Origin of the sequence: Butyrivibrio sp. INlla14, from assembly GCF_900102515.1 — a bacterium.
Taxonomy (GTDB): Bacteria; Bacillota; Clostridia; order Lachnospirales; family Lachnospiraceae; genus Butyrivibrio.
On sequence record NZ_FMVS01000007.1, the window covers coordinates 1 to 25,573 of the forward strand.

Annotated in this window: 25 protein-coding genes and 1 riboswitch; of the genes, 22 read left to right on the top strand and 3 right to left on the bottom strand. The window is 41.0% G+C overall.

Annotated features, from left to right (window positions below):
* Positions 1–229 precede the first annotated feature (229 nt).
* The 17 genes from BLO53_RS05555 (at position 230) to BLO53_RS05635 (ending at position 13,885) form a co-directional block, all read left to right on the top strand.
* Positions 230–1,432, top strand: coding sequence for a PDDEXK nuclease domain-containing protein (locus BLO53_RS05555; protein WP_092059584.1), 1,203 nt, complete (start codon positions 230–232; stop codon positions 1,430–1,432).
* 75 nt (positions 1,433–1,507) lie between these two features.
* Positions 1,508–2,035, top strand: a complete 528-nt coding sequence (locus tag BLO53_RS05560; protein ID WP_092059586.1) for a GNAT family N-acetyltransferase — start codon at positions 1,508–1,510, stop codon at positions 2,033–2,035.
* An 18-nt stretch (positions 2,036–2,053) separates the two neighbouring features.
* Positions 2,054–3,106 (top strand): GNAT family N-acetyltransferase, encoded by a 1,053-nt coding sequence (locus BLO53_RS05565; protein ID WP_092059589.1) that lies wholly within the window; start codon positions 2,054–2,056, stop codon positions 3,104–3,106.
* Between the two features lie 31 nt (positions 3,107–3,137).
* The gene (locus BLO53_RS05570; protein WP_143003215.1) at positions 3,138–3,683 is read left to right on the top strand and encodes a hypothetical protein; all 546 of its coding nucleotides are present in this window, start codon (positions 3,138–3,140) and stop codon (positions 3,681–3,683) included.
* Positions 3,684–3,714: 31 nt separating this feature from the next.
* Entirely contained in the window at positions 3,715–4,164 is a 450-nt protein-coding gene (locus BLO53_RS05575; RefSeq protein WP_092059593.1) for a GNAT family N-acetyltransferase, read from the top strand.
* A 9-nt stretch (positions 4,165–4,173) separates the two neighbouring features.
* Positions 4,174–4,773 (top strand): hypothetical protein, encoded by a 600-nt coding sequence (locus BLO53_RS05580; RefSeq protein WP_092059595.1) that lies wholly within the window; start codon positions 4,174–4,176, stop codon positions 4,771–4,773.
* 10 nt (positions 4,774–4,783) lie between these two features.
* Positions 4,784–5,203, top strand: a complete 420-nt coding sequence (locus BLO53_RS05585; RefSeq protein WP_092059597.1) for a GNAT family N-acetyltransferase — start codon at positions 4,784–4,786, stop codon at positions 5,201–5,203.
* Positions 5,204–5,221: 18 nt separating this feature from the next.
* A complete protein-coding gene (locus tag BLO53_RS05590; protein ID WP_092059599.1) occupies positions 5,222–5,626 on the top strand; it encodes an ASCH domain-containing protein in 405 nt (134 codons plus the stop codon).
* A complete protein-coding gene (locus tag BLO53_RS05595) occupies positions 5,623–6,195 on the top strand; it encodes a histidine phosphatase family protein (protein WP_092059601.1) in 573 nt (190 codons plus the stop codon). Before BLO53_RS05590 ends, BLO53_RS05595 begins: the two co-directional genes overlap by 4 nt.
* 745 nt (positions 6,196–6,940) lie before the next feature.
* Positions 6,941–7,999, top strand: a complete 1,059-nt coding sequence (locus tag BLO53_RS05600; protein ID WP_092059603.1) for a hypothetical protein — start codon at positions 6,941–6,943, stop codon at positions 7,997–7,999.
* Positions 8,000–8,097: 98 nt separating this feature from the next.
* Entirely contained in the window at positions 8,098–8,580 is a 483-nt protein-coding gene (locus tag BLO53_RS05605; protein WP_092059605.1) for an NUDIX hydrolase, read from the top strand.
* A gap of 29 nt (positions 8,581–8,609) precedes the next feature.
* Positions 8,610–9,365 (top strand): class I SAM-dependent methyltransferase, encoded by a 756-nt coding sequence (locus BLO53_RS05610; RefSeq protein WP_092059607.1) that lies wholly within the window; start codon positions 8,610–8,612, stop codon positions 9,363–9,365.
* Between the two features lie 110 nt (positions 9,366–9,475).
* Positions 9,476–10,183, top strand: a complete 708-nt coding sequence (locus tag BLO53_RS05615) for a hypothetical protein (protein ID WP_092059609.1) — start codon at positions 9,476–9,478, stop codon at positions 10,181–10,183.
* A 6-nt stretch (positions 10,184–10,189) separates the two neighbouring features.
* Positions 10,190–10,846, top strand: a complete 657-nt coding sequence (locus BLO53_RS19840) for a CD3324 family protein (protein WP_330388824.1) — start codon at positions 10,190–10,192, stop codon at positions 10,844–10,846.
* A 159-nt stretch (positions 10,847–11,005) separates the two neighbouring features.
* Positions 11,006–11,650: an AAA family ATPase gene (locus BLO53_RS05625; RefSeq protein WP_092059611.1), complete on the top strand. Its 645-nt coding sequence runs from the start codon at positions 11,006–11,008 to the stop codon at positions 11,648–11,650.
* A 642-nt stretch (positions 11,651–12,292) separates the two neighbouring features.
* Complete coding sequence (locus BLO53_RS05630; protein ID WP_092059613.1) at positions 12,293–13,096, top strand: hypothetical protein; 804 nt, start codon at positions 12,293–12,295, stop codon at positions 13,094–13,096.
* A 3-nt stretch (positions 13,097–13,099) separates the two neighbouring features.
* On the top strand, positions 13,100–13,885 hold the full coding sequence (locus BLO53_RS05635; RefSeq protein ID WP_092059615.1) for a class I SAM-dependent methyltransferase: 786 nt from the start codon (positions 13,100–13,102) through the stop codon (positions 13,883–13,885).
* A gap of 523 nt (positions 13,886–14,408) precedes the next feature.
* Here the strand turns inward: BLO53_RS05635 and BLO53_RS19125 are convergent.
* Entirely contained in the window at positions 14,409–15,032 is a 624-nt protein-coding gene (locus BLO53_RS19125) for a hypothetical protein (protein ID WP_092059617.1), read from the bottom strand.
* Positions 15,017–15,760 (bottom strand): toll/interleukin-1 receptor domain-containing protein, encoded by a 744-nt coding sequence (locus BLO53_RS05650; protein ID WP_092059620.1) that lies wholly within the window; start codon positions 15,758–15,760, stop codon positions 15,017–15,019. Before BLO53_RS05650 ends, BLO53_RS19125 begins: the two co-directional genes overlap by 16 nt.
* A gap of 184 nt (positions 15,761–15,944) precedes the next feature.
* Between BLO53_RS05650 and BLO53_RS05655 the strand changes: the two genes are divergently transcribed.
* The 3 genes from BLO53_RS05655 (at position 15,945) to BLO53_RS05665 (ending at position 19,468) form a co-directional block, all read left to right on the top strand.
* Complete coding sequence (locus BLO53_RS05655; RefSeq protein ID WP_092059622.1) at positions 15,945–16,928, top strand: hypothetical protein; 984 nt, start codon at positions 15,945–15,947, stop codon at positions 16,926–16,928.
* Positions 16,929–17,299: 371 nt separating this feature from the next.
* Positions 17,300–17,408, top strand: a riboswitch (SAM riboswitch).
* Positions 17,409–17,583: 175 nt separating this feature from the next.
* Positions 17,584–18,774, top strand: a complete 1,191-nt coding sequence (gene metK / locus BLO53_RS05660; protein WP_026489743.1) for a methionine adenosyltransferase — start codon at positions 17,584–17,586, stop codon at positions 18,772–18,774.
* A 199-nt stretch (positions 18,775–18,973) separates the two neighbouring features.
* The gene (locus tag BLO53_RS05665) at positions 18,974–19,468 is read left to right on the top strand and encodes a hypothetical protein (protein WP_026489744.1); all 495 of its coding nucleotides are present in this window, start codon (positions 18,974–18,976) and stop codon (positions 19,466–19,468) included.
* Between the two features lie 107 nt (positions 19,469–19,575).
* Here the strand turns inward: BLO53_RS05665 and BLO53_RS05670 are convergent, their stop codons facing one another.
* Complete coding sequence (locus BLO53_RS05670) at positions 19,576–23,115, bottom strand: DNA polymerase III subunit alpha (protein ID WP_092059625.1); 3,540 nt, start codon at positions 23,113–23,115, stop codon at positions 19,576–19,578.
* Between the two features lie 349 nt (positions 23,116–23,464).
* Here BLO53_RS05670 and pfkA point away from each other — a divergent pair, with 349 nt between their 5' ends.
* Both pfkA and BLO53_RS05680 read left to right on the top strand, forming a co-directional pair.
* On the top strand, positions 23,465–24,433 hold the full coding sequence (gene pfkA, locus BLO53_RS05675; protein WP_026489746.1) for a 6-phosphofructokinase: 969 nt from the start codon (positions 23,465–23,467) through the stop codon (positions 24,431–24,433).
* A gap of 254 nt (positions 24,434–24,687) precedes the next feature.
* Positions 24,688–25,491, top strand: a complete 804-nt coding sequence (locus BLO53_RS05680; RefSeq protein WP_092059627.1) for a TrmH family RNA methyltransferase — start codon at positions 24,688–24,690, stop codon at positions 25,489–25,491.
* Positions 25,492–25,573 lie beyond the last annotated feature (82 nt).

Below are 25,573 nucleotides of genomic sequence, written 5' to 3' on the forward strand. Positions count from 1 at the left end.
GGAGGATTAAAAATCATCAACCCTGCATTAAGAGATTTTTTGAGGGGATTTACCGGAAGTGACGACGAGAGTTAAAAAGATAGGAAGTTAACATTGATCCATGCGGATTCCCATTGAAAACAAGCGTTATTTGTGGTAGGATGTATTTTGGATTTTTATGTGAAATGGAAGCCGGTTGTAGTGCCAAATTGTCACCGCAATCTGCAGCATACAGAAGAGGAATATCATTATGAGTAAAGCAACGACTGATAAAAGAGGGCTTGTTACTTCGCAGGAGGTGAGCCTTGATAAAGAATATATTGAATGGCTGAATGAGTTAAAAATACGATTTCGGAGCGCTCAGATTAAAGCTGCTGTTAAAGTTAATTCGGAACAGTTACTGTTCAACTGGCTTCTTGGCAGAGATTTGGTAATCAGGAAAGCTGAGGAGAAATGGGGCAGCGGAATCGTTAATCGTGTCAGCCTGGACCTTCAGGCGGAGTTCCCGAAAGCGAAAGGTTTTTCGGCGAGAAACCTTTGGTTTATGAAACAATGGTACAGCTTCTATTCAGTAAATAATGAAGCGAGAGCCTTTATTTCAAATATAGAAGAACAGATTAACATAAATGGCTCAAAACTGAAGCAAGTTGCTTCAGAAATTCAGGAGTCAAAACTGAAGCAGGCTGATTCAGAATTAAGTTTTCCTCAAATGTTTGCTTTTGTACCATGGATGCATCATGTAATGATCATACAGAAGGCTAAAAGCATTGAGGAGGCCCTGTTTTATATCCGAAAGACCATAGAGGGGAACCTTAGCCGAGATGCTTTGGATAATATAATCCGTGCTGATTTATACCATACATCCGGAATGGCTGTTACCAATTTTGCTGAAAAACTGCCTGCCATTCAGGGAGATCTCGCGCAAGAGATACTGAAAAGCAACTATGATTTGGGATTTGTAAGTTTGCCGGAAAAATATGACGAGGAAGCGCTTGAGGATGTGCTGGAACAACGAATGACCCGCTTTCTTTTGGAACTTGGTGAGGGATGGGCATTTGTAGGTAGACAGAAGGAAATCTTAATAGCCGGAAAGACGAGAAAGATTGATCTGCTGTTCTATCACATCTATCTACGCTGCTATGTTGTTTTGGAATTAAAGGTGAAGCCATTTGATCCTGAGTTCGCGGGTAAACTTAACTTCTATGTGAATGCAGTTAACGAATTTGTAAAGCGGGATAGCGATAATCCTACAATCGGACTTTTGATCTGCAAGGATATGGATCGCACGGAGGTACAACTCGCATTTCAGGGAATAACCACTCCTATGGGTGTGGCAACATATGACAATGTGAAAATCAAGGAGATACAGGAGCACCTTCCCACAGCAGAGCAGATACAGAGGCAGATTGCCTTGGCAGAAGAAGAATACAAAATGCAGCTTGCCAAGAAATAGTCCAAAGCACGGATAAGCCCGGTGCTTTGGATGATACTATGGTGCTTAGGGTCATTGGAAGGAGAATTGAAGTACATGAAATTTATAGAGCCTTCAATAGAATATAAAGAGCAGATTCGTGCATACAGACAGGAGCTTCTCGACTGCGGCAGCTCCATGGACGGTACGGGACCGCTCAGACGTATCGAAGATCCGAAGGAATGGATCGAGTATTGCGCAAATGGTAAGAACGAAGAAACCGTTCCTGAAGGGATGGTTCCGGCTACGCAGTATATTTTTGTTCGGGAAAGTGATAATAAGATAGTTGGAATGTTTCAGATAAGGCATTACTTCAATGATTTCCTTGAGAAATATGCCGGGCATATCGGATATTCCGTGGCACCGAGCGAGCGACGAAAGGGGTATGCTACGCAGATGCTTCAAATCGGATTAACAAAATGCAAAGAAATGGGTATTCATAAAGTGCTTATAGCTTGTATCGATACGAATGAAGCCAGCAGAAGAACAATTCTGAAGAATGGCGGTGTTTATGAGTCTACGGTACAGGAGCCACATAAGGGAGCAAACCTGCAGCGATACTGGATTGAGCTGCCCGAGAAATAATAGTGTTGAAGGTGAAAGATGGATATCAGAAGAATTAAGGATACCGAACTCGATCAGGCATTGGAACTTGTCCTTCGCGTTTTTATGGAATTTGAAGCCCCAGATTATTCGACAGAGGGTGTCGATGCCTTTGTTAATGATGTGATCAAAAATGAGGGCTTCAGACAAGGCTGCAGAGAAGGTGCTATTAAAATGTATGGTGCCTTTGACGGGGATAAGATCATTGGCGTAATGGCTATGAGAAAAGTAACCCACATCATGCTTGCATTTGTTGAAAAAGAGTACCACAAGCAGGGCGTTGGGAGAAGACTGTTCGAATATGTTATTGACAAAATCAGAGTGGATGACAGTTCACGTTCTGAGATAACTGTGAATTCTTCTCCATATGGAGCAGTGTTTTACAGAAGTCTTGGATTTAAAGATATGTCTGAAGAACAGGAAAAACATGGCATACGATATATTCCCATGTCTTTCCGAATAAAGAAATTATATCCTGACAGGGATGCAGCTGAGGTAATACTGCGTGAGGCGGAAGCCTGTAATCCTGGCCCATGGGGCAATCACAGCAGGACTGCGGCTCATTGCGCGGAGAAGATTGCGGAATACTCCGGAATGGATTCAGAGAAGGCTTATGTCCTTGGATTACTTCATGATATAGGCAGAAAGTTCGGGAAGAGGCACATGGGCCATGTATCCGATGGATATTCTTATATGATGTCTCTTGGATATGATGATGTGGCTCGCGTTTGTCTGACGCACTCTTTTAATGAGAAAGATATTGAAGGATATGTCGGAAACCGTGATACAACTCCCGAAGAAACGGAACTTATCAAGACAAAGCTTGCTGAAATTGAACTTGATGACTACGATAAACTGATCCAGCTTTGCGATGCCATCTCCGGAGCTGAAGGAGTTATGGATATTGTCGATAGGATGACTGATGTAAAGAACCGATATGGAAGCTATGATCAGTCTAAGTGGGATACGAATCTTGGATTAAAGGCTTACTTCGAGGAGCGAATGGGTAAAGATTTATACGAAGCGGTAGATAAGGAGCACTTTAGGCCTTAAGTACCAATTTATGATTGCGGGGATGTTGAGAATGAGGGTGGTAATTGTTTCTTTTAGTTCGCGGACTGATGGTAACTGTGCTCAGATTGGAAAACTTATCAAGGAGAATATTGAGGGTTCTTCTTTGTTCAGCTTTTCTGATTTTTCCATTCAGGCTTGTGGTGACTGCAATTATGATTGCTTTGAAGATAGGGAAAAGTGTCCTCATATAGGAGATATGGAATATGAGATACTGGATTCCATTGTTCATAGTGATATAACGTATTTTGTTATACCGAACTATTGCGATTATCCCTGCGCTAATTATTTTGCATTTAATGAACGTAGCCAATGCTATTTTCAAGGGGATCAGGACCTCCTGGAGGCATATCTAAAAGTCCCTAAGCGTAGCATTGTTGTCAGCAATACGAATGAAGAGAATTTTATCAAGGCGCTTACCTATCAGACAGAACGGGATCCTGTCGTTCTGTTTCTTTCCGCCAGACAATATGGGAAAAAGAGTATCCAAGGAGATTTGTTGACAAACGAAAAAGCAGTTTCGGACATTTTGGACTTTATTAACATAGCATTTCAGTAAGGTAAACAGATTTTCATTTACGGAGGACACGATGTTTTTTCATGAAGTGGATTTAGACGATACCGTTCTTGCTCAGCTGATCCGTTTTTCAGAGGACTGGACTTCGGAGAACAGCTGCTATGGGTATCGCCCTAATGACAAATCTGATATAGAAGGTAACCGTATCTTCTTTGCAGAGGATGATGGTGCCGTTGTGGGCTATCTGTTTGGAAAGGTATATAAGTCGGAGCAGATGAAGTCTATTATGCCGGAGGGAACACCGTACTTTGAGGTTGAAGAACTGTATGTCGTTCCAGTGAGACGTTCTCAGGGTGTTGGAGAAAAGCTTTTCAGATTTGCAGAGGATGCTGTAAAGACGGAAGCAGAGTATATGGTACTAAGCACCGCAACAAAGAACTGGAAGGCAATCTTTCATTTCTATCTTGATGAGCTGGATATGACATTCTGGAGCGCAAGGCTCTTTAAGAAGATAGAAAGGTAAGGAACTTGTATGTATTATCATGCTTCCCCTGTTGAAGGGATTAAACAATTAGAACCAAAGGTATCAGATCATCATATTCCGTTGGTTTATTTCTCAACGAAAAGAGAGAACACGTTAGTTTATCTTAGTAATGCCATAGAGAAATATTGCAAAGAAACTGGGTTTGCCTATGATGGAATATGGAAGAAATGGGGACCATACGGATTTACAAAAGATGGAATCCAGCAGCTGCAGGAGTATTATCCGAATGCGCTTGAAAAAACGTATAAGGGAGTTTCCGGATACATATACAGCGCCGAGAGTATTACAGATTCCGGCTTCGAAATCAAAATACCGAATGCAGCTTCCAGCAATGCTCCCGTAACTGTGGTAGGGGCAGAGTTCGTTCCGGATGCGTATGAAGCGATTCTTGAGGCAGAAGAAAAAGGACTTCTTGAAATTATGAGATATGATGTGATGTCTGAGAAGATGCAGGAATGGGTTAGAAGAACAATCCTGCAAGAATATGAAGAAGCGGTAGACCATCAGGAATACAGACATTTTCTGAAAGGCAATTTCCCGGATATTGTCGATTCGGACAAAGGCTCTGATAAAATTGTAGGGAGATAAAGGGATTAAAATGAGAATAACTTATCATGAGATCATTCCGGATCTTGAAACATATTTTGAACTGCGCGCATCGGTAGACTGGAACAACTTTAGCGTTGAACAGGCAGAAAAAGCACTCGCCGGTAGCGCTTATTTCGTTCTTGCCAAAGATGGCGAGATCCCGATTGCCATGGGTAGAGCGATTGGCGATGGGATGTATTATGTGATTGTTGATGTAGCGGTACGACCTGAATATCAGGGAAAGAAAATAGGGTCTACGATTGTAAATCGGCTTGTAGAAAGAATACAGAAAGATGCTCCGGAAGGATCCAGAGTCAGTATTCAGTTGCTGGCCGCGAAGGGAAAAGAAGAATTCTACGTAAAGCAAGGGTTTAAGATATTGCCGCATGAGCATTGTGGGCCTGCGCTCAGAAAGATTATTTACACTTAATCTGACCGGGGTGTTTAAATGAAAGTATTAAGCCTAACACAGCCGTATGCCGAACTTATTAAGGAAGGCTGCAAAACTATAGAAACGAGAAGTTGGAAAACTGAATACAGAGGAAAACTCTATATTCATGCGAGTGCTACAAACATCCCGAAGGCAAGCAAGGAAAATGATGAACTGATGGGATTAATACGTAACAATCATATGGATTTTGGCTGCATCATCTGCTCTTGCAAGTTGGTAGATTGTGTTAAGATGACAGATGGCTATGTTGCGCATATGCACGACAATCACTATAAAGAGTACCTTTCCGGAGTCTATGCCACCGGCCGATACGCGTGGATATTAAAAGATATAGAGGTTTTAGATACGCCAATCCCAGCCAAAGGACATCTTGGATTGTGGAATTATGAGGAGACAGAGTGAAGAAAATATTTCTGATGAGACATTCCATACCTGCAAAAGATCATACCAAGGATACAACGTTGCTCCCACTATCAGAAGAAGGTGTAAGACTTGCAAGGGAAAAGCGCGAACTTTTCTGTAATGTGGATAGGTACTATTCATCATTTTATAAAAGAGCATTACAGACAGCTGAAGTATTCTCGGAAAATGTAATAGTTGTTGATAATCTCTGCGAAAGAGTAATAGGCCATGCAAAGGAAGACTTCTGGCTTAGGCAGTATCAGGACTATGATTATCGTAATGACGAAGGCGAATCATTAAATGATGTAAAGATCAGAATGAAAAGTGCTATAGACAATATCTTAAATGGTATGTCTGATGGAGAAACGGTTCTTGTTGTCTCTCATGCAACTGCAATCTGTTCATACTTATTGAATTTTTGCAGAATACAAGTTACTGATGAACAGACTAAGTCAAGAAAAGTCACATATAAAGACGAGATTGTTATGTGCGGAAAAATTAATCCGTTAAGTTGTTTTGAGATATCATATGAGAACAATCTCGTGACTTCAATTAGCTTTATCGAATAGTAAAAATGAGATGATAATGTCATCCAAATGCGGTATAATTTTCTTGTCGCTCGTGACAATAAAATGACAATAAAAGCTTAAAAAAGTATAGTAGATACATTCAAACCGTTCAGAAATGAACTGTTAAACAAACCTGAAACCGGCATAAGAACGCAGCACAAAAAATACATTTGCGAGATGGAATAATACCAGGTGGTTTGTAGGTGATAAAATTGTAAGACAATTTTAGGGTTTACTATAGCGTTAGTGTAAATCCTTAGTATCAGTTGATGTATCTTATTTAGTAGAATTCTTCGATGCCCCCAGTCGCGGGGCATCGAAATATTTCTTTTTTCAAATCTCGATGTTTATTTTGGAAGTAATTGAAACCTCCGAACATCAAAAATCCCATTTATTACAATCCCGCTGTATGAAACCAAGCGTGTGTCAGGCTTGAGACAGCGAAAAAAAGAAAAGCGAGAAAATCGCTGTATGAAATCAAGCGTGTGACAGGCTTGAGACAGCGAAATAATAAAAAGCGAGAAAATCGCTGTATGAAACCAAGCATGTGACAGGCTTGAGACAGCGAAAAAAAGAAAAGTGAGAATCTCGCCGCTTAAAACTAATCTTGTAACTGGTTTATGACAACGGAATAACAAATAATGGTAATTTCGCTGTTTGAAAGTCAGAAATAGCATGAATTCAAGCGGCAAAAATGATAAATAACAATAAATCGCTGTTTAAGCGTAGAAAAGGAAAAACTAATATGGAAAAACAAAACAATTTATCAGAAAATCAAACTTTAATAACAAAAACAACTGTACCAACGCTGCCGGAAATAAAACCATCGGAAACCAAAGCACTAGCAGCAAAAACGTCAGTAACTAAAACACCAGTAACTAAAACACCAGTAACTAAGACACCAATAACTAAAACGCCAGTAACTAAAACACCAGTAACAAAGAGGCGAGAAACAAAGCTATCAGTAGCAAAACCATTTGCACAAAGAGGATTAATGGTGAGCTACACAAACTTATATTTAGAGGCAAGGCTGAGATACAACGAGCTCTTATCAATCAAGAATTCCAAAGAAGCTGCGCTGGATAAGGCACCGCCCGGGAAAATTCATGTAAGCAAGACTTCGCATGGTGTACAATACTATTTACGAAATGAAAGTACAGAGAAATCCGGAAAGTATATTCATAAATCCGAAAAAACTTTGATCACGAAATATCTTCAGAAATCCTATGATGAAAAGATTTTAAAGCTTGTTACGGTAGAAAGCGCAAGTCTAAAGAAGCTTCTTTTCAAAACAGAAAATGTTATAACTACAATTCAAAACGTATATTCAGATAGCCCTACGGAAGTTAAAGAATTAATAATCCCCATAGATATTTCGGATGAAGACTATTCGCAAAAATGGCTGAATATACCGTATGAAGGCAAAGTTATACCCGATTATCTCCCTTTCTTTGAAACCAAACGAAAAGAAAGAGTCCGTTCAAAATCCGAGCTTAATATAGCAAATGCGTTGGCAGACAAGGAAATTCCGTATAAATACGAATGTCCCCTTCGGCTAAGCAATGGTGCGATTATTTACCCTGACTTTACTGTACTGGATGTAAAAAGAAGAAGAGTCATGTATTGGGAACATCGGGGGATGATGGACGATAAAGAATATGCGAAGAATTCTGTTCAGCGGTTAAAAACCATGATGGGAGAGGGGATATTTGTTGGGGAAAAACTAATCATTACTGAGGAAACTTCGACTAGCCCTCTAGGCACCAATGAGATAAATGCCATAATAAAGAAATTCTTTTCTTAAGTATTAGAGACATGGATACATAGAAGTAATAGTATTGTTTATGTTATGATAAAATCCAATGACGGTGGATTATACGGTAACCGTAGGGGGTAATTGATATGAATTTAGAGGAGTACATAAAGTTATATAAAAACGGTGGATATATCAAGGAAATGCGCAAGTACGTGGGACATGCTCCGATACTGACATGCGCATGCGGCGTTATTATTGAAAATGCAAAGGGAGAGATCCTTTTACAGAAACGACAGGATAATGGATGCTGGGCTATAATCGGTGGTTCAATGGAAATGGGAGAAACTTTTGAAGAGACTGTAAGACGTGAAACTATGGAAGAATCCGGACTGACGTTGGGAAAACTTGAAGTATTCAAATTGCTCTCCGGAAGGGACCGCATCATAGAATACCCCAATGGGGATGTATGCTTCGGACCGGGAATTGTTTTTATCACGAGAGAATATGAAGGAAGTATCGTTAATGATCCGGAGGAAGTTATGGAACACAAATTCTTCAAGAAAAACGAGCTTCCGGAGAATCTTAATAAGTTCGACATGGATATAATCCTTGATTGGGCGAAACGTTAATAGATGGAAACACCGGGAGGATAGCAGTTTTGGAAGATTACAGTAAACAACATAAGAAAGCCTGGGAGTTTGATGCATATGATTTTTGGGTAAGAACCGCTGGGACTCCGGAGGAAAGAGCATCAAAGGATAAAGAAAACCCTAGGAAGTTGCTAAAGCAGTATGCGAACTACTTTGTTTCTTTTGAAGGCGTCAAGGTAGCTAATATCTGCGGATCCTGCGGCAAGAAAGCAATTCCGCTGGCTCTTTTGGGAGCAGAGGTTACAGTATTTGATATATCCGAAGCCAATAAGAAATATGCCATGGAAACAGCTGAGGCAGCAGGCGTAAACATTGGCTATGAAGTTTGTGATATCATGGAAATCGATATGGACAAGTATGCCGGCTTTTTTGATGTTGTCTTTATGGAGGGTGGAATCCTGCATTATTTCCACGATATAAATGCTTTTATGAATATAATGAACGGACTCTTAAAGCCCGGTGGAAAGATGATCTGCAGTGACTTCCATCCATTTACTAAGATTTCCGATATACTTGGGTTACAGCAGCCTACCATGAGTTATTTCTCCACAGATATCTTTGAAGGAGAGATGGCTCACGCAAGATTTTACGATGAGGAGATCCGTAAGCAGATTCCGAAGTGCCATTACAGGAAGTACACAATCAGCGAGATCATCAATTCTATCATCGGGAGCGGATTTACTTTGGAGCGTTTTGATGAACATCCTTCATGGGAAAATGAAAAACTCCCGGGTGAGTTTACAGCGATAGCAATAAAGCGGTGAGTAAAGTTTTGTTATAACCGTTCTTTCTATATGAAGCTGCCGGGGTGGCTGTTATCATTCTTTTTGTAAGGCGCCGATACATAAAAAGCAAATACGAAAGGATGATGAAAATGAACAGAGATATATTTATAAAAAACCTGACCGGAGACCGGATAGAGATGAGTCCCAAGGGCAGATGTGCAAACGAGCTTTCCGTTGAAGAATTTGAAAAAGGATATGAGAAGTTTTTCGAAATGATCTTTGAGGTCGCCGATACGGATGTTTCCTCCATAACCGGATACGGAGAATTTGACGAAGACAACAAAGCCCCATTTGCCACATTCGAGGAATTTGTCCGTGAGACCTTTAACGAGGATCAGGAGGGCTACTGGCATAACTGGACGCAGATGTTTGAGACGACGTTTCTCAAGAAGGACTATTTCGACAAGATCTACGCGAAGATCATGCAGTATGCACCCTACTGCGAGGGGCAAAGGTTCCTTGCAAATAACAACACTTTCTTTGTCAACATGATCGTCGACGATGCAGGCAAAGCATACTGCGCAGACTGGGGACGTGCCGGCATCATGGACTTCCTTATGGATTTTGCAATCCTCGACTTGAATAAGCCCTATCTCCTGGTTCCGGAAAAACTGTATGAGTATGCAAAAAGAAATAATATAGATATAAAAAACTATAAGGAACGTTTTCTGTGCATGGCGTATTTTAAGGGACTGCACACACTCATGTGGCATGCTTCCATCGACGATCTGGAGTCCTGTGAGTCCATTACAAGATCCATAAACGAATTGGAAGAGCGCATGAACAAACTGGTCTGATCAAAAATGAAATATGAAAATGCCAAGGATATTCTCCCCGCAAGTCTTTTGAAAGAAGTGCAAAAGTATGCGGAAGGAAAAGCTATTTATATACCCAAGTGCGAAAAAACTAAAGGCTGGGGAGAAGCATCCGGATATCGTGAAAAACTGAATAAGAGAAATGCCCTCATCTGCAGCAGATATGCTGCAGGTGCCGGCATCGTGGAACTGGCTGAAGATTTCTACCTGTCTCCGGAATCAATCAAAAAGATCGTATATGGTAAGAAGATAAAGCTTCCCGTGTATTCCCCGAGCATTTACTCTGCAAAGCAGTATTCGGATGCAGGCGTAGGTGAAGAATGGGTAAGGATATATCTGGACAATGAAGGTATGGATACACCTGACGGATCAGAGTTTTTCCTGTCTGAACTTGTGAAAATCCCTCTTCGCCTTATAGAGGATGGTACAGGTGCGGAGGCAAAAGAAGAATCGGATGCGTATACAGATAAACCTTTGATCATTATGTTCGAGGATCACAGATTCAGAAGTTTCTGTGGAGAGGAATATCTTGCCTTTTTGAGAAAGGAAAAGAAGAACGCACACTGGGCTTTTATTTTCGTGAGCCACAAGGAGTACAGTTACTATCTTAACAACTTCGGCAAACAGTTTCAGAGAGGAACATAATTACATACAATAGACATATTATTTAATGATGATGAAGGGAGAATACTACTATGGTGGCATTTTTGAGATTAAGAAATATCTGATAGCATGAGACTTTATTATTAGTTTCATGCTTATAAAGTACATAAAAAGCATACTAATAAATAAAGGAGAAGCATTATGATATTTCAAGATAATGTAATTAAAGAGTATTTAAAAAACGTATATTTTATCACCGGAACACCATGCGGAGGAAAAACTACCGTATCAAGAGCATTAGGAAAAAAATATGGTATTCAAGTTTATGACATTGATGAGATGTTCCCAAGTCATCAGTTGCTGTCAAATGCCGAGCATCAGCCTGCTATGAATATGACTTTTACAGATGCTGACGAATTCTTTGGAAGGTCTGTTGAAGAGTATCGGAATTGGCTGGTCTCTAATACTCGCGAACAACTTGATTTTGTGGTGTTAGATTTGATCAGACTTTCTAAAAATACAAAGGTCATTTGCGATTGCCATTTGACAGTAGAACAGGCTGATTTATTGTCAGATCCATCAAGAGTAGTTTTTATGATTAAAGAACCTACCGATTTGGTTGACGATTACTGCAATAGACCGGATCATCAAGGGTTCTGTGATTATATACACAGTGCGACTGATTTTGAAAGTGCGAAAAGAACTTGTAATGAAACTCTATATTCGCTTAATGCAGAAAAATATGCGCAAATAAAGGCAGGAAACTATTTCTGGATTGAGCGAGACACCAAAAGAAGCGTAGAAGAAACAGTTTCTTTGGTTGAGAAGCATCTAGGATTAGTTTAGATTGGTGTTGATAACACTCACGTGATAACAATTTGATAACATTAGCTGATACAGCCCGTGCGATATGGACAGTTGAAACCAAATGAAATCAAATCGTAACAGAAAACCCTAACAAAAATGTTTAAGGTACAGGTTAAGTTAGGGAATTTGAATAATATTTCCGAGTATATTTAGTGAATGCTACACCCCGGAAGTTGTATGAAACTGCAGCTTCCGGGGTGCTTCTTGCTTTTTTGATTATTTTGAGTTATAGTCTTTTAGGTTTCTAACTTCTAAGTTTTTCTTTTTTGTGGCATGTATTATCCGGCCACTCAGAATCCATTATAATATGACACTCTATTAATGCAATCATGAGGCTGGGAGTGTCGTTTTTAGGATGCTTTACGCGTTTTTAGGGATGCTCTGAGGCTTCTTGACACTTGCAGAAGAATATAGAGTGGAATGGAGTGTTGAATTTCCCAAGAAATAAAGAGAAAAAGTGATTTTAGACACTCGTATAAGTATTAGAGAAATATTCGAGTGTCGAAAGAAAGCGTGTGATGCCCCAAAAGACACTTCTGACAAGATCACAAGTTATTTGGAGTGTTATCAAAGAAAGGCTGAAATTAAATAAAAAGCAATAATAAATGTAATTAGGAGGAAATGGCAATACAAGACTATTCAAATGAATTGAAACAGCAGATCAAATGGCTTGATCAGCTTATAACCGCAACAAGGAAATCTCTAAATGCTATAAAAGTTAGTGACGACAGACCGGTTAGAAGCTCAAAGAGAAAGAATGGATATCAATACTATTTACAGAAAGATGACGGTAAGCTGGAATATGTTAAAGAAAAGGATACTTATAAGGTAAAGCGTATTGTTCAAAGAGACTACTACGCTGCGCTATTGGATAATCTGTTGACAGTGCGATACCGTATTGAAAGGTTTACAAAAATATATGATATTGGTTCTATTGCAAGAGTTTATGATGACTTAAGCGAAGCCAGAAAAGCGTTGGTAACGCCACTATTTCCCTCCGATGAAGCATATATTACAGATTGGAGAGCGCATAACATCGGAGAAACCAATACTTTTCCTGAGAAGGGGAAATATCTGACAGCAAGGGGAGTATTTGTCAGATCAAAATCAGAAAAGATATTGGCAGACATGTTTGAAAAGTTCGACATTCCTTACGTCTATGAGCCTCAAATAGCTCTTCCCAATGGGAAAAACCTTTACCCTGATTTTGCATTGCTGAATGTGCGAACAAGAAAAACGATCTATTGGGAGCATTTTGGGTTAATAACGGACGGAGATTATGCCAGACACGCGTTGTTAAAGATTAATCAGTTTGATAAGATGGGAATTGAAGTGGGAAAAGAGTTGGTTATTTCTATGGAATCCGATGAAATACCGCTGGACATTAAGCAAATAGAAAAGAAGATAAAGGAGTATTTGTTATAATTCATGATGGATAATAAGGCATTTGACTCTAAAAGGATAGCACAGGGCTATGCCAAGAGGCCCTGGCTTCATAAGTCAGTAATAGAGCAGATTAAAAAAGATTGCAGTCTTCCTAATGATTATATGTTCAAAAATGGTCTTGACGTGGGTTGTGGAGCAGGGCTTTCAACCAAGGCACTAAGGCTCATATGTGACAAGGTAACAGGAACAGATATAGCAGAATCAATGGTTGAAGTGTGTAATGAGATCTATGGCACAGATACTACTTACTCCTTTTATGCTGCTAAAGCCGAAGAAACAAGAATCCCGAATAAAAAATATGATATTGTAACGGCTGCAGGATGCATCAATTGGGTGGATGAAAAGAAGTTCATGACTAATATGGCGCAGGTTCTGGATGATAATGGGCTAGTTGTAATTTATGATTTTGGGATTACAGACATAATGGTAGGAAATGATGATTATACCAAATGGTACCGGGATGAGTATCTGAGCAGATTTCCTAAACCACCAAGAAAAGAGAACAAGTGGACTCAGGCTGATCTGATCGATGGCTTTGTAATGGAAAAGCAGACTGAATATGACATGGAATACTCTTTTACCCTGGAAAGGTTCGTGGATTTTATGCTGATCCAGTCCAACGTTAATGCTCAGATAGAGAGCGGAAGTGCCAGTGCTGATGAGATAAGGAAATGGATGAAGGAATCCTTGACTCCAGTTTTTGCTGGGGGAGAAAGGCAACTTGTATTCTATGGATACAGCTGGTATATACGGAAATGGAGAATATAGAGCGAAGATAGTAGTTGTGAACGATACAATGAACATAAGTAACAGACCTTGAAAAGGACTAACGAGGCTACAGTTATTTGAAGATCAGCCGATAAGGACAGCATGGGTAGAGGATGAAGAGGAGTGGTATTTTTCTATTGTTGATGTGGTCCGAATATTAACAGAACAGCCGGATACAGACGGTGCCAGGAATTATTGGAAGGTTCTGAAAAAAAGAATAAAAGAGGAAGGAAATGAAAGCTCAGGATGGGAAAATGAGGTTGACGGATGTTGCTAATGCGGAGCAGCTGCCGGAGAAGCAAGAGCTGCTGTTGAAAAGAGAACCGGCAAGCCTGTTATAACCAGCAAGAACGCAAATGAATTACAGAACCTGGTCACCGGTTTGATAGAGGATATCGGAAAATCCGATGACCAAGAAGACAATAATAAAGATTCATAAATCATCCAATTCCGTACATTGACTTCTGCTCCTTGGTCATTTCGATTCCCTGCAGAAGGCCCTTGGTTTTATCAATAAGTTCATCTACTGTGTAACGCTTGAAATATCCAACCTGTGTTTCGCTAGATGAATCTTCATAGCCGTATACAATAAATGTATCTGTAGAAGCATCATAGTTTCTCCTGAGAGAAGATCATATTCAAATAAACTGTATACTGTATTATGGTCATCATCATACTGACTGGTAGCCAGGGCAAGCCTATTACCATCATCAGATAGTGCGTAGCTTGAACAATACTTATCAGCGCTAATGGAATCACGGGCTTCTTCAAAGATATATTTATCACTAAAAAGAGAGCCATCATTTATGTTAAATTCCAATATTTCACTTTTAAAATTACAGACAATAAAGCTTTCATTAGAACGCTTTAGGTAGAAAGCATTTGCAAAACTGTGATCAGCGTATTCATAGTTCCAGCGTTCGCTCCCGTCTGCAAGATCGTATACAGAAAAACTGTGATCTCTGGCCACTATGAGAGTTGATGGGTCAAAGAAAAAGAAGTCGCTTGTCTCATCATCAGTCTTGATTGTACGTAGAAGTTCCTTGTGAGTTTTTGTATCCCAGGCCATTACAACTCCGGAGGAATCCTTAGCGGCAAGGACAGTCTCGTCTGATGAGAGCTGAAATTTGTTTATATTTCCTGGCATCTGATAGTCCCAGGCAGCAGCCACGTTGGTTCCGGAAGGAGCCACATAAGCATATGAAGAATCAGTGATTGCCTTAAGCGCTTCGGGCGTAACTGGCATATCGTCATTTTCATCCTGAGGAAGAGCAGCAAGAGCAAGCTGCATAGCTTCAATCCTATTTTCGTTTGCAAGCTGTTTACCAGATTCGTTGGAAAGATATCTGGACTGATTTTCCAAAGAGTGGATATAGTTTTTGTGGATAAGACTACTAGTGTATAGTGTATATCCGGCAAACCCGGTAACAAGGACAAGGGCTCAAGCGGAACTTCTACTGTTTGATAATTACCATTATCGTCTTGAAAAGTCTTTTTGTCTGATAAAAGAATTTGCGGAATAACATCATATGGCTCGCCATCCGCAAGGACAGTAAGAACCTGATTCTTGGTGTGATTTTTCAGGAAAATCTCTATCTCTTTTTCTACCCAGGTAGATTTCTTGGTGTTTGTTGAACAGATAACTATAAGGTAATCTGAATTTGCGAGAGCGCTTGAAATGGTATCGTTAAGATCATTGGTGATAGGAAGCTCGTCCTTGTCCCTGAAAATACGGTCAATTTTCTTATGTCCAGTGGATTTCTGTATGTTTTTTGGAATATGATATCTTTCGAGTCTTTTGATGATCTCCTCAGCAATCTTATTGTCTAATGCTGCGTGTTTGTAGGATATAAATGCGTTGTAATTATTTATCATAGCCTGATTTCCTTCATAATAACGACCTGATAATGATAACACATGGAAAAGAGTTTATAAATTCTTAACTCTATTTAATAAAGCGTTAATAGTTATGGTACATAAAATGGTGTAGCATATTTATCAGTGAAAAATTGTTTCACAGGATTTCACAATTTTCTTATGACGGAGGGACGATAGTATTATGAAAAGGCAGTTTGTAAGAAAGATGTTTGCAATGATCGTTACAGGTATCATGGCAGCAGCTTTGGTTACAGGGTGTGGAAGTGAGACGGCTCTTGAGGGGGAGCCGACTACTGAAACAGCCATCGAGGAAACTTCCGTTGCCTTGTCTGACAGCGTAGAGGGGACGGATGGTCAGGCAGAGACAGCAGAAAACGAGATGGTTGCTCCTTATTTCAAAAAAGGTGTTTACGTAAATTATTCTGCAGAAGCAGAAAACCCACCAAAAACCTATTTCTATGTTTTCAATACCGATGGGTATGGTAGAACAGAAGATGGCGCCAATGATGGCATTGGTCTTCCATTTGACTGCACACAGGCAGGAGGAAAGGTTAATTTCTTCTTTGGTGGTTCCGATGAGAAACAGGAAGTATTCATCATAACAAGCGTTGAGAATGGCGTTGTTAACGGATATTTCGAAGGCGCCGAGGACCGCGAACTAGTATTTGAGCCAGTTGCTGATGCTGATCCAGACACATTTATGTCTGTAAACTACCTCAGCGATGGGGAGTATGTTTATAGAGATGCAAACGGATGGAGCATCAAATATGACCCGAACTACTTTGACATCACACAGGACGGACCAATGGTTTCAATCGTATACACTGGAGAGTGCGCTGGAACTAATATGGTGCTTGTAACTTATGATGTTGAGCACAACGGAAAGGCTGCTCGAGACGAGAGAGTTCAGTCCTGGGGCGAAAAAGCTACATTTCAGGATTCTATTTTCCCAGGAACAGAGGATGTTACAGGCTACTGGGCTATGCTTCCTCCTGAAGAGGACGGGTCAGGAATGTACATGACATCTGTGTCAAGAGATTACATGGATGGTTCACTTACATTTGAACTTACAGGCCACAACAGCGGAGATGAGATGGCGGATATGGAAGTTTCAGACCGCATGGCTATGATCATTGATTCACTTCAGTTTGATTCTGCGCAGTGATTGCAGCCAATGAGCCAGAATATTTGGTAAGTTTAGAAGTGATTTACAAGATTAGTATGTAAAAGAGATATGTTTAGCAGGGTTCAGAAGTTAAAAGAGATGGTTTTCTATCAGGGGTAAAGTTTTCATACGTTTAAAAGAGTCTGGAGATTTGTGACAAGCGCACAAGCCTCCAGACTCTTTGCTTTATATTGGACTGAACATGTACTGTATCATCGTTAATGGTTTATTTATGTTCTGGGAAAAATTATCATAGTTTTAATAGAATTATTATCACTTCCCTATTGATTTATTATTGAACATGGGTTAATATCATTAAACGGTAATTGATTATTCAAGGTCAGTTTCAGCAGTCAATTATATATGAAGTTCTCTTATTCAGAGTGGTGGAGGTACATAGGACCGATGAAGCCACGGCAACCCCTTTTTGATAAGGAAGGTGCCAACCTGAGCGTGCAGGCGCTTGTATTTACATGAGCGTATCAAGAGTAGATATCACGGGTTGATATTACTCAACGAGCAATAAGAGGATCTGAAACGTCAATCAGTTCCGCTTGTTTGTGTAGCACGCACCAAATAAGCGGATTTTTTGTGCGAGTTAAGTCAGAGATATCCGAATCTGCCTTAACGAAGCAGCTAAAAGAAAGGAAAAAATATGGATAAGTTTATTTTCACATCAGAATCAGTTACAGAAGGACATCCAGACAAGATCTGCGATAACATTTCTGACGCTATCCTTGATGCTTGCATGGAGCAGGACCCAATGAGCCGTGTAGCTTGCGAGACAGCAACATGCACAGGTTTCGTTCTCATCACAGGTGAGATCACAACAAAGGCACATGTTGACTACGCTAAGATCGCACGTGAGACAATCAAAGAGATCGGCTATGATGATTCAGCCAAGGGCTTTGATGGCAACACATGTGCAGTACTTGTAGCACTTGATCAGCAGTCAGCTGATATCGCTATGGGTGTTGATAAGGCTCTTGAGGCTAGAGAGAACCAGATGACAGATGAGCAGCTTGAAGCTATCGGTGCTGGTGACCAGGGTATGATGTTTGGTTATGCTACAAACGAGACAGAAGAGTACATGCCATACGCTATCAGCCTTGCACACAAGCTTACCAAGAAGCTTACAGAAGTTAGAAAGAATGGAACTCTTCCATATCTTAGAGCAGATGGTAAGAGCCAGGTTTCTGTTGAGTATGATGAGAACGGCAAGGTTAAGAGACTTGAAGCTATCGTTATTTCAACTCAGCACGATGAGAAGGTTACACAGGAGCAGATCCACGCAGACATCAGAAAGTACGTTATCGATGCTGTAGTTGATCTTGCACTTGTTGATGACAATACTAAGATCTATATCAATCCAACAGGACGTTTTGTTATCGGCGGACCTCAGGGTGATGCTGGCCTTACAGGACGTAAGATCATCGTTGATACTTACGGAGGAGCAGCTCGTCACGGCGGCGGTGCTTTCTCTGGTAAGGACTGCACAAAGGTTGACCGTTCTGCAGCATATGCAGCAAGATACGTTGCCAAGAATATCGTAGCAGCTGGTCTTGCAGACAGAGCAGAGATCCAGATTTCTTACGCTATCGGTGTTGCACAGCCTACATCAGTTCTTGTTGATACATTTGGAACTGGTAAGGTTTCTGATGAGAAGCTCACAGAGGCAGTTCGTAAGGTATTTGACCTTCGTCCAGCTGGTATCATCAAGATGCTCGACCTTCGTCGTCCTATCTACAAGCAGACAGCAGCTTACGGCCACTTCGGACGTAACGACCTCAACCTTCCTTGGGAGCAGACAGATAAGGTTTCAGAGCTCCAGGCAGCAGTACAGTAATCGTTAACTAAAAGCGCATTTTATAATCCCGCTGATTTGTATAAATTAGCGGGATTATTATGCGTAAAAATGGAAAGTGTTGCGAACGCAACATATTACCAAATGACTTTGTATAAAAAATGTAACAAGGAATTACAGTGCAAAATAGCACTGATGATCATAGATGTAAAATATTGTTTATGTAAGAGGAGAATTAAATATGAAAAGAGCAAACGCACAGGATATGAACATGATGCTTGATGGAATGTTACTTCCAGGAGATGCCTATAACGTAAAGGTTTTTGCACAGATTATTCCTACAAGCCCAATTTATTATCTTACAATGTGTGGTGGGGCACTTGGAGCACTTATAGGTGGTCTTTTCCAGGATGAGTTTGGTTCAGCTAGATTACACAACGCATACATTGGATTCACAAATAACTCAATGAATTTTGCAGTTCTTGATGATTGGCATATTGACAAGTTCGCATTGGCCAAGACATTTAGCCTTGCAGATATCACAAAGGTTAATTTTACTGATAAAATGGTTGCTTTCCAGGCTACAATCTGGTTTGGTAAAAAGAAGGTTCGTATTTCTATTCCTAAAAAGGTTAGAAAGACAGATCTTGCGCAGCAGGCAGATTGCATTGCAGTTATCAAGGACTACCTCACACAGGTAAAGAATGCAATAAAGGCTCAGAAGAAAGCTGCCTGATGTAAAGACAATAGATTTCAAAATATAGATATTAGAAAAAGCTACATAAAAGGAGTTTTCACTTGATAGTAAAAGTGAAAACTCCTTTTTAGAATTTTTTTATGTACTTATGTCATCTGCACATTCTCTTTGCCAAGTAGCTCCTCCAAAGCTTCTATAGTCACCTTGTCAGCCTTTATAGACTTGGATCTTCCAAGCTTTTTGATCTGCTTGGTATCTGTCAGGTAAATGCTGATCTCGTCACGGCCATCGCTGCTTGCAATGATCTTTTCAAGAGCATCGACTTTAGATTCGTAAGTATCTTTATTAGGGAATCTCAGCCACACAGTCTTGGCTACTTCGTCAAATAGCTGAATCTTGCTGGCAATTAGCTTGGCATCCCTCTCATCTTCTACAGAAACACGGCCTTCTATAAAGACCTTGGCATCTTCATCGAGCCTTCCGGCGTTTGCTTCGTAGGTCTTAGGAAAGACAATAACTTCCACAGAACCCACAAGATCTTCAAGAGTGATAAAGGCCATAATCTGGTCATTTTTGGTGTATTTTATTTTTTTCTCACTGATGATTCCACCGATAGTTACTGTTGAGCCATCCTGAACCTCAGGAGAACCGCTCTCATCATCAAGATAAAAATCTGTGGTAGTGTTTGTGATCTTCTTTTTCCACATACCAACGTATTCTTCAAGAGGGTGGCCTGAAACATAGATTCCAAGTACCTCTTTCTCGAATTCAAGCATCAGCTCCCTTGGGAATTCGCCAACATTAGGAAGCGGAATCTCGTATTCTTTTTTGGCTTCTTCTCCAGCAAAATCAAACAAAGTCATCTGACCTGCCATGACATTTCTGCCAGAACTGTGGAGCTGGTCCATTATCTGGGAGTAAACCGTCATGTGCTGTTTGCGGGTTCCTTCAAAGCAATCAAAAGCTCCAGCCTTTATAAAGTTTTCCACAGCGCGTTTATTAACATCATTCTCACGACCTGACATTCTTGTCAGAAAATCGTTGATTGTCTTAAATTTTCCGTGGAGCTTTCTCTCTTTTACAATAGAGGCTATGACTGGCCTTCCGATACCCTTAATGGCAGTGAGGGCATAACGAATAGCTTTCTTATGCCCAGGGGCACAAGTTACTACAGCTCCGGTGATAGGTTTGTCATTTTCTGATGCCTCAACTTCGGTAACGGAGAAGCCATCAAAGCCCTCATTTATATCAGGTGGTAAAAGAGCTATCCCCATATTTCTACAGCTCATGATATAGCCGGAAACCTTGCCCGGATTATCGATTACAGAAGTCATGAGAGCTGCCATGAATTCTACAGGATAGTAGTATTTAAGCCAGGCTGTCTGTAGGGCAACAACTGCATAGCAGGCAGCATGGGACTTGTTGAAAGCATACTTGGCAAAATCCATCATGGAATCATAGATGGCGTTAGCGACTTCTGGAGCGATACCCTTGGAAGCGCAACCAGGAACGTTTTCCTCTAGATTACCATTTACGAAATTAGCTCGTTCAACCTCCATGACATGTTGTTTCTTTTTACTCATGGCACGGCGAACAAGGTCAGCTCGGCCAAGAGTGTAGCCGCCTAGCTGCTGAACTATCTGCATAACCTGCTCCTGGTAAACGATACAGCCATAGGTTGGCTTCAAGATTGGCTCTAGCTCAGGCGTCTGGTAGGTAATGGAGCCGGCATCATTTTTTCCTGATATATATTTAGGAATAAAGTCCATTGGACCTGGGCGGTAAAGAGATATGCCCGCTATGATATCCTCCAGGGACTGGGGCTTAAGCTCCTTCATGAAGGATTGCATTCCTCCGGATTCCAGCTGGAATATACCATCGCACTTGCCACTTCCGATAAGGCCAAGGACATTAGGGTCGTTGTAGTCTATTTCATCTATATTTATATAGTTAGGATCACCAAGCCTTGCACCCAGAGAATTGTTGGCAAAACGTACAGCATCCTTGATAACAGTAAGAGTGCGGAGTCCCAAAAAGTCCATCTTCAGAAGCCCCAGCTCCTCAATTGTTGTCATTGTAAACTGAGTGGTTACGTTTCCTTCTGCAGAGCGGGAGAGAGGAACAAGATCCTCTGCCGGAGCTGAGCAGATAACGACACCGGCCGCATGAATAGAGGTGTGACGTGGAAGTCCTTCAAGCTTTTTACACATATCGATCAGTTTGTGAACAGTTTCGTCAGTCTCATACTGGGTCCTAAGCTCAGGATTCATCTTGAGGGCCAGATCCAGAGTCATGTTGAGCTCCTGAGGAACCATCTTGGAAATATTGTCTCCAAAGCTATAAGGAAGATCCATAACTCTGGCTACATCACGGATGACGCCCTTGGCAGCCAGGGTTCCAAAGGTTATGATCTGCACAACCTTGTCAGCACCATACTTTTCAGTTACGTAATCTATTACATCCTGGCGTCTCTCGTACTCGAAGTCCACGTCGATATCAGGCATGGATACACGCTCAGGATTAAGGAATCTCTCAAAAAGAAGATCGTACTTTATAGGATCAATGTTGGTGATATGCATGCAATAGGAAACGATACTTCCGGCAGCGGAGCCTCTTCCCGGGCCAACAGCGATGCCATTTTCGCGGCAATAGTTGATGTAGTCCCATACAATAAGGAAATAATCAACATAGCCCATGCGCTTGATGACACCAAGCTCGTAGTCAAGCTTCTCTTTTAACGTGCCATCATCATCGGGATAGCGCTCATGAAGGCCATCAAGACAGAGTTTATTAAGGTAAGTCCAGGAATCATAACCTTCTGGAACCTCGAAATGAGGCAACTTGGTGACACCAAACTCAATTTCAACATTACATCTGTCCGCAATCTTCTGAGTGTTGTCGATAGCTTCCTGTGCATAAGGGAAAAGAGATCTCATCTCTTCCTCGCTCTTGACATAGTACTGGCCGCCTTCGTAGCGCATACGGTCTTCGTCAGTAACCTTTTTGCCAGTCTGGATACACAATAGCAGGTCATGGGCCTCGGCATCGTCAGCATAGGTGTAATGACAGTCATTGGTTGCAACCAGCGGAATATCAAGCTCCTGTGAAAGAGCCATTAGAGATGCGTTAACATGCCTCTGCTCAGGAATTCCGTGATCCTGAAGCTCTAAAAAGAAATTGCCATGGCCAAAGATATTGTCGAGGCGGATTGCTGCCTCTTTTGCCTTATCTGGTGCACCCTTAACGATATTCCTGGGAATTTCACCAGCAAGGCAGGCAGAAAGCGCAATTATACCCTCGTGATATTGCTCAAGAAGTTCCATGTCAACACGGGGGTTGTAATAATATCCCTCTGTAAAGCCGCGGCTTACTATGTGGGATAAATTGGCATATCCTACATTGTTCTCGGCAAGAAGCACCAGGTGATAGTATCTGTCGTCAGTCTGGGCGGACTCTTTATCAAAGCGAGATCCAGGAGCCACATAGACTTCGCACCCGATAACTGGATTGATGCCCTCTGCGCGACAAGCCTTATAAAAATCAATAACCCCGTACATGACACCATGGTCAGTGATAGCACCAGCTGTCATGCCAAGGTCCTTCAGACGCTTAACATATTCTTTTATCTTATTGGAACCGTCCAAAAGAGAATATTCAGTGTGGACGTGCAAATGAGTAAATGCCATTATTGTTTCCCCAAAACTTTTTAAATATATGAGGAAATTATAACATAAATGGTGGGAAATTTATTGGATAAGCTGGAGAATCAGAACAACTGGTCTATTGAAAACGGTAACTGAGGAAAAAGAGTCTCATATTTGCACAACAGATGAACAAAAAAACGATAAAAGTTAAAATTTCTTGAAATCGATTTCATAAGGATTGCAGATTAAAAAAACTTGCGATAATATAAAAATAAGTATGACAAAGTATTGTCAATTCAAGGCATTTGTTATATATTTAATAAGATTTTTAAAGGAATAAATTTTTTTAATTGAATCATAGAATTCAATGTTATGAATCGAGGAAATAATTATGGCGAAACAGATCAAAACTATTGGAGTTTTAACTAGTGGTGGTGACGCACCTGGAATGAACGCAGCAATCAGAGCTGTTGTTCGTAAATCCCTTGCAAATGGACTCAAGGTTAAGGGTATCAAGAAAGGTTACATGGGTCTTCTTAACGAAGAGATCATCGATATGGACAGACGTAGCGTATCAGATATCATCCAGAAGGGTGGTACTATTCTTGGTACAGCTCGTTGTATGGAGTTCACAACAGCAGAGGGTCAGGCCAAGGGTGCTGAGATCTGCCGTAAGCATGGAATAGATGGTATGGTTGTTATCGGTGGTGACGGATCATACCGCGGAGCTCAGAAGCTTTCACAGCAGGGCATCAATACAGTAGGTATCCCAGGAACAATCGACCTTGATATCTCTTGCACAGACTATACAATCGGATTTGATACAGCTATCAACACAGCAATGGAGGCCATTGACAAGATCCGTGATACATCTTCTTCTCATGAGAGAGTTAGTATCGTAGAGGTTATGGGCCGTCATGCTGGATATATCGCTCTTTGGTGCGCAATCGCTAACGGCGCTGATGACATCCTTCTTCCTGAGAAGTATGACTACAACGAGCAGAGAATCATCGACAACATCATCGACAACCGTAAGAAGGGTAAGACACACCACATCATCGTTAATGCTGAGGGTATCGGACATTCAACATCTATGGCTCGTCGTATCGAGGCTGCAACAGGTCTTGAGACAAGAGCTTCTATCCTTGGTTACATGCAGCGTGGTGGTAGCCCAACATGTAAGGATCGTGTATATGCTTCTATGATGGGATGCTATGCAGCTGATATCCTTGCTGCAGGCAAGACAAACAGAGTTGTTGGCTACAGAAACGGCCAGTTCGTTGATTATGACATCGACGAGGCTCTTGCAATGAAGAAGAACATCAACGAGTACATGTACGAGATCGCTCGTATCCTTTAATTTATTGGATGATAAGATATTTAGAAATTTTGACGCGGCAGGATTATTCCTGCCGCGTTCTGTTGTTCAAGACCGGCAAGCGAATGGGTGATTGCGCACAAAGTATGATATACTAAATCCATACACTTAGCGATATGAATCAAATGAATGAGCTATCGCGTTAGACTCGAGAAATGCTGGCTATCCAATATAGCTATTGAATGCAATTAGCCTGTAAAAAGAATTTTGATAGAAAAACAGTATGAGGAAATTAGATGATAACAAGTACAAGTAATGAGAGAGTCCGCAAGGTAGTAAGCCTTATGGAAAAGAGTAAAGCCCGCCGTGAGGAAGATGCCTTTGTAATAGAAGGAATGAAGATGCTAAGAGAGGCGCCTGTACTCCAGGTAAGGGAAGTCTATGTGACTGCAAGATTTCTTGATAAGGCTACGGAAGAGGATAAAGAAATTCTCTGGAGATACGGAGCTGAAGAGGTATCTGAGGATGTTATGAAGAAGATGGCCGCAACCCAGACACCGCAAGGAGTTTTGGCAGTTATCAGTCAGTATCATTACACTCTTGAGGAAGTTATTAAAGGCTACAACCAGGATGATGAAAATGCAAGACCACTGATGCTCATTCTTGAGAACATTCAGGACCCTGGAAATGTAGGAACAATGCTTCGTTCCGGAGAAGGGGCAGGAGTAACAGGAATTATCCTCAGCAAGGGATCTGCAGATATCTACAATCCCAAGGTTATCAGATCAACAATGGGTTCAATTTTCAGAATGCCATTTATATATGTAGAAAGCGTCCCTCAGGTTCTTGAAACACTTAAGGCAAGCGGTATCCATACTTACGCTGCCCATCTTAAAGGGGAAAAGAACTACGACGAATTCGACTATACGAAGCCAACAGCATTCCTTATAGGTAACGAGGGCAATGGACTTACAAAAGAGACTGCAGATGCAGCAGATACATACATTCTGATCCCGATGAAGGGCGAGGTTGAATCCATGAATGCGGCAACTTCCGCAGCAATTTTGACTTTTGAAGCATCCAGACAGAGAAGAGGATGATGCAGCAACTGAATTCAGATGCAAGCAATGTGGGTAATTATGTATGAGCAGTGCTGCACTAGCATCCATAATGGATAAAAGG